This is a genomic window from Mucilaginibacter sp. (genome assembly GCF_028288205.1).
Classification (GTDB): Bacteria; Bacteroidota; Bacteroidia; order Sphingobacteriales; family Sphingobacteriaceae; genus Mucilaginibacter.
The window spans coordinates 97,286-108,770 of sequence record NZ_JAQBOD010000039.1; the positions used below are offsets into that span (position 1 = coordinate 97,286).

General features: G+C 38.7%; 8 protein-coding genes. 2 read left to right on the forward strand and 6 right to left on the reverse strand.

Annotated elements, in window-relative coordinates:
• The first annotated feature begins 3 nt into the window (after positions 1-3).
• Positions 4-2,244: a transglycosylase domain-containing protein gene (locus tag JWR23_RS08465; protein WP_299515270.1), complete on the forward strand. Its 2,241-nt coding sequence runs from the start codon at positions 4-6 to the stop codon at positions 2,242-2,244.
• Between the two features lie 183 nt (positions 2,245-2,427).
• Positions 2,428-4,245, forward strand: a complete 1,818-nt coding sequence (gene uvrC, locus JWR23_RS08470) for an excinuclease ABC subunit UvrC (RefSeq protein ID WP_299515271.1) — start codon at positions 2,428-2,430, stop codon at positions 4,243-4,245.
• Positions 4,246-4,507: 262 nt separating this feature from the next.
• Here the strand turns inward: uvrC and gldN are convergent, their stop codons facing one another.
• From gldN to JWR23_RS08500, 6 genes are all read right to left on the reverse strand, one after another.
• Positions 4,508-5,491 carry a gliding motility protein GldN gene (gldN, locus tag JWR23_RS08475; protein WP_299515273.1) on the reverse strand — a complete coding sequence of 328 codons (984 nt, stop codon included), beginning with the start codon at positions 5,489-5,491 and terminating at the stop codon, positions 4,508-4,510.
• Between the two features lie 6 nt (positions 5,492-5,497).
• Entirely contained in the window at positions 5,498-7,033 is a 1,536-nt protein-coding gene (gene gldM, locus JWR23_RS08480) for a gliding motility protein GldM (protein WP_299515275.1), read from the reverse strand.
• 47 nt (positions 7,034-7,080) lie between these two features.
• A complete protein-coding gene (gldL, locus tag JWR23_RS08485) occupies positions 7,081-7,896 on the reverse strand; it encodes a gliding motility protein GldL (protein WP_299515277.1) in 816 nt (271 codons plus the stop codon).
• A gap of 77 nt (positions 7,897-7,973) precedes the next feature.
• Positions 7,974-9,302 (reverse strand): SUMF1/EgtB/PvdO family nonheme iron enzyme, encoded by a 1,329-nt coding sequence (locus JWR23_RS08490; protein ID WP_299515278.1) that lies wholly within the window; start codon positions 9,300-9,302, stop codon positions 7,974-7,976.
• Between the two features lie 269 nt (positions 9,303-9,571).
• A complete protein-coding gene (locus JWR23_RS08495; RefSeq protein ID WP_299515279.1) occupies positions 9,572-10,330 on the reverse strand; it encodes a uroporphyrinogen-III synthase in 759 nt (252 codons plus the stop codon).
• A gap of 18 nt (positions 10,331-10,348) precedes the next feature.
• Positions 10,349-11,323, reverse strand: a complete 975-nt coding sequence (locus tag JWR23_RS08500) for a DUF4271 domain-containing protein (protein WP_299515280.1) — start codon at positions 11,321-11,323, stop codon at positions 10,349-10,351.
• Between the last annotated feature and the right edge of the window lie 162 nt (positions 11,324-11,485).

Genomic DNA, 11,485 nt, shown 5'->3' on the forward strand with positions numbered 1-11,485 from the left:
AAGATGGACGTTAAACTTTCGCAACAGGATATAAAGAGATACAACTGGTATATTTGGAGATTTTTTATAGCCTGCTTTGCACTTGTAGTAATATTGATAGGCCTAACCACATTTGGTGTATTTGGCACCCTGCCTTCATTGCGCGAACTGGAAAATCCAAAAAGCGACCAGGCATCCGTAATTTACTCATCAGATAAGCAAATATTGGGTAAATATTACAAAACCAACCGATCGAATGTAACTTACAAAGACATATCGCCTAATGTAATAAACGCGTTAATAGCAAAAGAGGATAATCATTTTTTCACACATTCGGGTATTGATTTTGGGCGCTCATTTACTATTATTCTTTATGGAATGATAGGCAAAAAACAGGGGGCCAGTACCATTACCCAGCAATTGGCAAAAAATATGTTTGCCCTTGAAAAACCTGCGCATAATCCTATAAAACGAATTTTGCAAAAGCTAAGGGAGCTCATTATTGCCATAAGGATAGAAAAGCACTATACTAAGCAGGAAATCATCACCATGTATTTAAACACGGTTGATTTTGGCAGTAGTACATTTGGCATAAGCTCTGCAGCGTTAACTTATTTTAATACCACGCCTGCAAAATTAACAGCAGATCAGGCTGCCACTTTAATACAAATGCTTACGGCCCCAACCGCAAATTCACCAATAAGGCATCCAAATAAGGCACTTATCGGGCGTAATCTTGTATTGAAGCGCATGGCTGACGAAGGTTATTTAAGTGAAGGGCAGGCCAATGAAAGTAAGGCCAGACCGCTTGGTATTGATTATCATCCTATTAATCATACAGAAGGATTAGCACCTTATTTTAGGGCAACTTTAAAAAACGAGTTGAAAAAATTATTAGTTGACAAAAATATAAACAAATCTGACGGAACGCCTTATGACCTTGACCGCGACGGTTTAAGAATATATACCACTATTGATTATACAATGCAGCAATATGCCGAGGAAGCACAACGCGAATATATGCGTAAACTGCAAAATCAATTCAATGAACATTGGCACGGGCATAACCTTGCTAAAGAAATACATAACTATGCTTATTTGATCAAAATGGGCATACAAAAGTCTGACAGGTATAAAGAGTTAAAGGCATTGGGTAAAACAGATGAGGAGATAAGCCAGAACTTTAATACACCAGATATGTTAAACCTTTTTACCTGGAAAGGTGATATAGATACATTAATGAAACCTATCGACTCGATTGTATATTGCAAATTCTTATTAAGAAACGCGTTGATGAGCATGGACCCTACTACAGGGTATGTTAAAGCCTGGGTTGGCGGAACTAATTTTGAACACTTTAATTATGACCAGGTATATGCCGGCACAAGGCAGGTTGGCTCAACGGCTAAGCCATTTACTTATGCTGTAGCCATTGATAATGCATATTCACCTTGTTTGCAGGTAAACAATGTGCCTGATACCATTTATTATGATGGGCAAAAATGGTGCCCTAGCTCCGGCAGAACAGAAACCATTCCCGGCCCCTTAACCTTACGCCAGGCTTTGGCCCACTCGCAAAATTGGATCACCGCTCATTTAATGAAAGAACTTACACCTATACCTGTAGTAGAGCTGATCAAGAAAATGGGGGTTACCAGTCCCATACCAGCAGTTCCGTCAATATGTATTGGCAGTTTTGATGCTTCGGTATATGATATGACGGGCGCATATTCTGTATTTGCCAACCAGGGCGTTTGGACACAGCCCAGCTATTTACTACGTATTGAAGATAAAAATGGTAATGAAATTTACTCAAATCATGTGCAACGCAAACAGGCTCTGAGTGAGCAAACCGCTTATGTAATGACCTATATGTTAAAAGGGGTTATAGAAGAAGGAACCGGACAAAGGCTAAAGTGGACCTATAATTTAACCAACCCAATAGGTGGTAAAACAGGTACAACTAATGATAACTCCGACGGTTGGTTCATAGGTATTACCCCTCAATTAGTAACAGGTATATGGACCGGCTGCGAGGACCGCGACATACATTTCAGAACTCAAAGCCTTGGCGAGGGGGCCAACTCAGCACTACCAATTTTTGCATTATATATGAAAAAGGTATATGCCAATGCCGATTTGGGCATAAAAAAGAATATTGACTTTACTCCTCCTAAAGCTCCGTTATCTATTACATTAGATTGCAATGCCTATAGCCAGCAGGCAAAGGGCACTAATGAAGTGGAGAAGAAGCTGAGTTTTTAATAATGTTATACAATAATACCCGCGCGTCATTGCGAGGAACGAAGCAATCTCTTCACCTGCTAATCAATGTCCGCAATATTGGTTTAGTACCATAATTGATATCTGCATAGCAATGAAATTTATCATATTGACTGTCTGTTGCAGAGATTGTTTCGTTCCTCGCAATGACGTAGTTAAATAGAAATGGAAAAATTCGATTACAGAGCGGCATTAAAAAATATACCCCATAAACCCGGTGTATACCAGTATTGGAACGAGGATAAGGAGCTTATTTATATTGGTAAGGCTAAGGACCTGCGCAACCGGGTTACCTCTTACTTTAATAAAGACATTAATGTAAATGCCAAAACAAAAGTTTTGGTATCAAAGATCCGCAACATTACGTTTACCATTGTTGATACAGAAATTGATGCCTGGCTGCTGGAAAACAGCATGATCAAAAAGCACCAGCCGCGCTATAATGTAATGCTAAAGGACGATAAGACCTACCCCTGGATCATTATTAAAAACGAACATTTCCCGCGCATATTCTGGACCAGGCGCATAGTTAAAGACGGCTCTAAATACCTTGGCCCGTATGCCTCAGTAAGCATGATGCATGCTATTTTAGGGCTGATAAAAGAAACCTACCCTTTACGTACCTGTAATCTCGCACTTACTAAACCAAATATTGATGCCGGTAAATTTAAGGTTTGCCTGGAGTACCAGTTAGGTAACTGCAAGGGCCCTTGCCAAAACTATCAGACAGAGGATGACTACGACAACAGCATTGAAGAAATAAAAGACATCCTGAACGGTAAAATTGGTGCAGTGTTGCGCAAAATGAAAACAGAGATGGATAACGCAATCACCGGCATGAATTATGAATTGGCGCACCGTTTAAAACGCAAGTTTGACCTGCTGGAGAATTACCAGAGCAAATCAACCGTTGTAAATTCATCTATTACTGATGTGGATGTATTTAGCATAGCATCCGAAGAGAAAATTGCCTTTGTGAATTTTTTAAAGGTGATGAATGGCACTATCATCCAAACACAAACTATCGAGCTTAAAAAGCGGCTGGATGAAAGCGATGAGGAGTTACTGGAACTGGCTATAATTGAATTTAGAAGCCGGTACAACAGCGAATCTAAAGAAATAATTGTCCCGTTTAAGATCGACCTTGACGACACAACTCTAAAGTTTACCGTACCAAAATTAGGCGAGAAAAGGAAACTGCTTGACCTGTCGCAAAAAAATGTACAGTACTTTAAAAAAGAACGAATAGACCAATACGAAAAACTTAACCCCGAGATACGCACCGAACGCCTGCTAACGCAGATGATGAAGGACCTGCGCATGAACCAACTGCCGCGTCATATTGAGTGTTTTGATAATTCAAATTTTCAGGGCAAGTACCCGGTGTCGGCTATTGTGGTATTTAGGGATGGTAAGCCATTTAAAAAAGATTACCGCCACTTTAATGTAAAAACAGTTGTAGGGCCTGATGATTTTGCTACCATGGAAGAAGCTGTTTTAAGGCGCTACCGCAGGGTTTTAGATGAAGACAGCGGGTTACCTCAGCTCATTGTAATTGACGGCGGCAAGGGCCAGCTATCATCTGCAGTAAAGAGTTTAAAGTTATTGGGTATTGATAAACAGGTTACCATAATTGGTATAGCAAAACGACTGGAAGAAATTTATTATCCCGGCGACCAATACCCGATGTACCTCGACAAAAAATCAGAGACGCTAAAGGTTATTCAATATTTACGGGACGAGGCGCACCGCTTTGGTATAACTTTTCACCGTAAAAAGCGCGATAAGGGTACCCTGGCTACCGAGCTTGAGCTAATTGAAGGCATAGGCAAAACTACTGCCGAAAAGCTGCTTAAATATTTTAAATCCGTTAAAAAAATACGCGAAGCTGATGCCGAAACATTGCAGGAAGTAGTTAATGGCAAACAAGCCAAAGCTATAATAGAATATTTTGGCGGCAGCGGTTTAGAAAGTCAAAATTAAAAAGTCAAAAGTCATTCTAAAGCAAAAAATGTAGGTGTATACGGTAAGTGTATACACTATATACACCTACCTACACCTTCGTTGTCATTCTGAGCGATAGCGAAGAATCTGCCCTGCGGCGTATGCATAGTTTTTAGATTTTTTGCTATCGCTCAAGAGAATAGTTCTTCGCTATCGCTCAGAATGACAAAACCTTTAAAAGCAAAAAAGTCAAAAACCTTATCAGATTTTGACTTTTTAATTTTGAATTTTTACTTAACTCCTAATACTGCCACAAATTAAGTTCCCAGTCCATTAATGATTTCTTTATTCTTTCAGATTCGTACAAACGGTCTATACCTGTAGCATAATCCTTAATACGTTCATCCTTATCGTTTGATTGTTTTACTATGTATCCATGAAACAAGCGTTTCAGGAACACGTCATCAAAGCTTAGGTCGGTTGCATCATTACTGCGGTTAAACGCCTCTTTGGTAACCAATACCTGGCGGGCAGCAGGGAAATATATCCAAAATGCCGGCTGATAATCCAAATTTAAGCCTGCTACTTTTTGCTTGATCATTGGTGCTATACCAATAATACGCGGTTCCCAAACAGAGCGTTGTTTATCAAATAACCAATCTTCTTTAATACGAAATTTCACAATACTATCGGCAACAAATTCGCCTGCCTGCATTTTTGAGCTTATTTTTTCGCCCGTTTTAGGATCAAACTTATCAACAGCCGTGCTATCAACCATTTTGGCTTTTGCTTTAGCCGGGGTTAACGGAGTTGCGAAGCTATCGCCGTTAGGGTCATCTTTTGTTGGTATAGGGTCATAGGCAGTTAATTCGCCTGCTGCAACAGCATCCATTAAAGCATCAATTAACCTTGCCTTTGGCGAACCCAGGTAAGAGTTTACTTTTTCGCGCAGGTCAATTTCTTCCCATACCCTTTTAGCAAATACTACGTCCGATTCGCGTACATTGGCATACGGTGTTACCTTGTTATTCTGAATATTTGTTTTTTTGTAATACCCATCCAAAGGCCTGTCAAATGGTTTGACAGGGCCCGCATCCGGAGTAACGGGTGCTTCGGTTATTTTCTTTGAAGTATCAATCGTTGACGATTGTTTAGACACAGCGTTATTTGAAACCCCGTTTACCTGTTTTGGTGCCGGCTTACCAGTACCTTTTTTCTTTTTAGTTTGCGCGAATGATGTCACACACGCTAAACAAAGTACAATTAGTAATAATTTCTTTTTCATATGCTTTTAATTTGCAAATAATACAATATTGTCAAGGCTTTGCTGTGTACCATCAGGGCCCACGGCAAAAATATCTTTAAACACAACTGTTGTACCCGGTGTAACCGTATTTAATGCCGTGTGCATAGTAGTTGTTAATTCAGCCCCTGTTCCTGAATAAGTCATCGGGTCCTGGCGTGGTTTAGCAATTAATAACGTAAATCTGGTAACATTAAACTTAGCATCAAAGTCAAATCCGTCAAGCTTTGCAAAAAGAACGTCCTGCGCTTTAATATTTCCAGCGCTTGCTGTCCCTCCTGATTTACCTGCAAACATTGCCTTTGGTGGTGGTATACGTTTTACACGGAATAAAGTTGACCCTAAAGTCATTAATTTTCCTGATATCTGACCAGATACAGTTATAGTGGCTGTACCCGTCGTAGTTACTGCTGCCGTATAGCCATTACCCGCCGGAGTTAAAGACCCATTTGTAATGCTTACTCTAATATCTCCTTTTGGCACACCGGGTGCCGATACAGAAACCGGGTTTGGCACACCAATATATAATACATTCATTTTATCGGGCGATACCACTGCCGATGGTTTTGCTACTGTATAAGTTTGCGGTTCGGTTTTATAAGTTTTAAAAGTACCATCATTTTGTTTAACAGATATTGTACCTATCCAGGTATGTACACCTTCACTACTGGTGCTGCCACTATATTTACCACGGCCGGCTTCGGTAGGTAACCTGCCACCATCAACGGTAATATCCGGAGATGATTTTGAATCAGACGCGGTTAAAAACACCTCGGCCGTATAAGGTTGGCCAACCAGCACATAACTTGTTGGGGCAACTGCTACTGCCGAAAACTGATCAAGGTTCACTACAGCCTGGTCAACTTCGCCTAATATTTTTTTAATTACTTCGTTTTCAGAGTTTTTTATATCGGCCTGTATCTTTATCAAAGAGGTCATAGCCGCACCCATTGGCATACCTTCGCCAAAATTAGCATGTTCCCAGCTTTTATTCTCGAAACCAACTCTTGGTGCCGGTGGAAGAGCCTGCAATGGCAGTTTTGCACCATTGCGGTCTTTTGGATCTAATAATGCAATTAATCCTTCCCTGGTAGCATCAATTTTTTTATGCAATTCGTAGGCGTTCTTTTTTCGGTTAACCATCAGGTCGACTGATATATCCACATTTTCACGGCCTTTATAATCATCGGTATTAGGGTCAAAGCCGCCACTTGCATCTTTTAACATTGTTTTTAATGACTCTACATAAGTATTCAGGTCATCAGACATTTTTTTTGCTTTTTTGGCCCTTTCATAAATAGGTTTGGCCCTTTCAGGTTGCTCCTTAAGTTTGGTTTTTTCAAATGCATTAAAAGTATTCTCAATACCAACCTCAACATTTGTTTTAGATGCAACTAAACTATCGCTAATGTTTTTAAACGCGTCGAGCAAACTTTCCGGTACTTCAAGGGCAATAAGGCCCAGCAATACCAGGTATAAGATGCCCATCATACGCTGCCTTGGGGTTTGTTTACCTCCAGCCATCTTTTATATATATATTATTGTTCAAAAATTTTGTTATGGTCTCTCAATTAGGCAGGCCGTGGCTGGTTCATAGCTGTAAGCATATTGCCATAAATAGCATTTAATGACGACAGGTTCTTAGCCAACCGGCCCACTTCGTCTTTAAACTGTTTAGAATCTTCTAATGATTCATTAAAGTTATTCATGGTTAAAGACAGGTTTTGATAAAACTTGTTCATTGATTTTAAATGGGCGCTTGAGTCTTGCAACTCCAATTCGTACACCGCATTTAAGGCCGAAAGATTTTTAGCTAAATTATTTACCTGGTCATGGTAGGCTTTCGAATCAACATTTGTATTTGCCAGCTCCATTAAATTACCAGAAGCTTTCTCGAACGATGTAGTAAGGTTATCATAGCTTTGAGTTGCCGCTTTAACTTTTTGCGTAAAGGCTATGGTAGCTTCTCCTGCATCTGTAACCTTTGATATAGAATTAACTTTATCGCCAAAAGTTTTTAAACCATCTGCCAGGCTGCCAATTAATTCGGGGCCTATCTTAGCTTCTTCCAGCATTTTATCCAGTGCAGCAGTGGTTGAACCACCACCACCACCTATTGCGCCTCTTGCTGATGCTTTTGGTAGCTCGCCGGTATAGTCATGCGCCAACTCCGGATAAGCCTTTGTCCAGTCTATCTCAACTTCTTCTCTTTGAAATCCTAATATAAAAAACAATATAGCTTCTGCACCTAATCCAATACAGATAAATAAACCTCCAAAGGGTAAGTGTTGAATTTTAAATAATAAGCCAACGATAACTACAGTTGCACCCCATGATACAATGTTATTAATTCCATAAGGGTGCAGTTTTTTTCCAGTTCCAGCCATAGTAATATAATGTGTATTTAAGTTTTAGTATTAAATGAAATGTTTAAATTTTTTATTTTTAATAAGACTTTTAAGAATTATTTTTTATCTCTCAAGTCGCGGCCCTGGAAGTGTGTTACGCAACGAAAGCCGATATACGATTTAGCAGTATCCTGGAATTCATAACTACGTGATGAATTTTGCAGAAAATAACCAATATCTTTCCATGATCCGCCTCTTACTACTTTGCGTTTCATCACCTCAGCTTCATTCTTTTTAGCTTCGTAGTTGAATGTTGGCGCCAGGTCATTAACAAATGTTGATGCTGATGGATCAAATGCAGATGAGGTCCATTCGGCTACATTACCGGCCATATTATATAAACCATAATCATTAGGGAAGTAAGATTTTACTTTTACCGTATAAGTACCGCCATCATCTGAATAATTACCACGGCCCGGTTTAAAGTTTGCCAATAAGCAACCTTTTGCATTTTTAATATAAGGGCCGCCCCATGGGTAATCTGTACCTATCCTGCCACCGCGTGCAGCATATTCAAATTCCGCTTCGTTTGGTAATTCATAGGGTGCGCGATGTGGTTGGTGCCTTGAATCTTTATAAGCTTGATTATAACGTGTGCGCCATACCGTAAATGCTCTTGCCTGGCGCCAGGTTACGCCAACAACCGGATAATCTTTAAATGATGGGTGCGAAAAATAACCTTCAACCATTGGCTCATTAGCTGCATATGAAAAATCACTTAACCAAACTAATGTATCAGGATAAACCCCAACAGTATCACGTAAAATAAAGTCAGATCTCTTTTTACTTTTGTCGTTTTTATAATTAGCCGCCTCGCGCAATAGTGGCATTGCATAATTGTATTTTATAAGGCGTACATCAATTTCATCACGGTCAAATATACGGTCATCGCCCTGGTACATCATGGTTTGCAATTTTGACGCAGCAGTATTAGCCTGTCCTTTTTTTGCACGGCTGCTCCATATTGGGTTACTTTTTACATAATTCCAATTAATATATTTTTTTCCTGTTGGGTTAGCGTTAGGTGTTTTAGCATTTGCACCTATGTAATACTTAGGGTCATTTAAATAAGAGGTAATAGCTATCGAGTCGCGAACCCAGTTAACAAACTGCCGGTATTGGGTGTTTGAAGTTTCGGTTTGATCCATAAAAAAGGCAGGTATAGTAACCTGCTTAGTTTGAGCGATCTGGGCGAATGTTATATCCTGATCTGTTTGGCCCATCAAAAAACTGCCGCTGGGGATATAGGCCATGCCGTAAGGCACCTCGGTATGCGGTGCCGACTTTCTATCAGCACCCAAAACTTCACCTCTATCAGTTTTTTTACCGCATCCGCTTAAAATCCCTGTAACTAAAACTGCTATTAAAAAGTATATCTGCTTCATTTTCAATTAATAAAAATCCGGTTATAAATATATAACACAAAATGACCCCCGAATATATAAATTTTGCTTCACCAAATGGTAAAAAATGTTTTTTATAATAAATTCAAACATTTTTTAAACTATAAGGAAATTTAATTAAAAACAGAACAAATTTATATACAACGAAAAATCTCTTTTAAATTAACAATTTATAACTGCTGTTATTTAATAGAAGCTTATACGGCATAAATTTCAATATGTTGCAAGCCTGTTAAAAAAATGCTGAAAAATTATTTATTTACCTGCTTGCAATACTGTTCTATTGCCATTGTCATGGATGGGGCGGGGGGTGTAGGTGCCGGAATATCTAAAATTAAGCCGGCTTCTAACACTGCTTTATGGGTTGTTGCACCAAATGCAGCTATACGGGTATTGTTTTGTTTAAAGTCAGGGAAATTTTTATACAGTGATTGTATACTTGAAGGACTAAAAAAGGCAATGATATCATAAAACACATCGGCAAGATCAGACAAGTCACTACAAACCGTACGGAACAGCACTGCCGGAGTAAAATCATAACCATTCTCTAACAAAAACTTTTGGGTTTCTTCGGCAGCTACATCAGAGCATGGGTACAGGAATTTTTCGTTCGAGTGTTTTTTCAATACTTCGGCCAGATCTGTTGCTGTTTGCTTGCCAAAGAATATTTTTCTTTTGCGGTACTGAATATATTTTTGAAGATACAGCGCAATGGTTTCAGACAGGCAGAAATATTTCATCTCTACCGGTACCTCAAAACGCATCTCTTCACATATTCTGAAAAAATGATCGGCCGAGTTACGGCTGGTAAATATTACCGCAGTGAAATCTGCCAGGTTGATCTTATCCTTACGGAAATCTTTGGCCGGTACACCTTCAACATGTATAAACGATCTGAAATCAATTTTCAGATTATGTTTCTTCGCCAGTTCAGTATATGGATTTTTATCGTTTTCAGGCTTCGCTAAAGTAACCAATATACTTTTTACCTTTTTCTTTCTATCTTCCAATTCTGTTTATATAAAAACCTAAAAATTAATATTCAGTGCCTTAATTAGTATCAAAATAGGGCAAATTTCGAGGGCACAAAGATAGATAAATAAATAAAATTTATGAAATCGAAAATTCGAAATAATATTTACACTGCTTCTTAAGTATAGCCAGGTAAAAATTACTACTATTAATATTACGGCAATAACCAGTAAATAAGGTATATATTGTGCTGCCAACAAGCTAAAACACACAGTAACCGGTAAAAAAACAAAAGCTATATTAAAATAGGTTAGATATAGTACAGATACATACTCACTTACCAGCTTTTGTATATCAAAAACAAACCCAATAAATTTCAGCACCAAAAATTTAATGGAAAATAATACGATAATTATTAATGATAGCGAAGTAAATAATCTAAAACCGCTTATGCTGTAATAAATGCTTTTGTAGGAAGCTAATTGGTATAAAAAGAGCCCAAATGTTAAACTGAACAATATATACAAACCTATAAAGGCCCAAAAATTGATCTGCCTCTCCTCTTTACCGGCCAGTGTAAGCGAGCGGTTGCTATAAAATGACAGGTATACATTCTTAATATCCTTATTCATTATAATGTTTAATACCGCTGTGTATAATAACAGTCCTATTATGATAGTAATAATCCATTGATCGCGGGTTTGGCGAACATGGCCGTCACGTAAAATGCTTTTTGATTTAAAAGGTATATCTAAAAAAGCTACCCCTTTATATAAATTTTCATTTAATACCCTGGCTACAAACTGTTTATTTAGTGACGAATCTGGATATTTGATATATAAAAAGGCAATAGAATCTGCAATGAATTTTTCATGCGCGGCCGTTGCCTGTACCACCGAATCGAGTACGGTCATGCCGCCCTGCCCGCCGGGGTATGCGCGCATAGGGTTAATTGCCGACGTATCTTTTTGCGCATAGCCTGCCAGATGGCAGCTAACAATAAACAAAAAGCACAAAGCAATAAAACGCATTTATAATACCAATGGTTAATAAGCTGCAAAAATATACTTTTATCCGTTGGCTGAAGCCAACAGTATGAATTAATTGCAAAACGAAAATCAAGGTAATTGCCGTCTCATAAAAGTTGTAGTTACCCCATAAAATAAAACCCATGTCATTTGATTGAGCTGAAA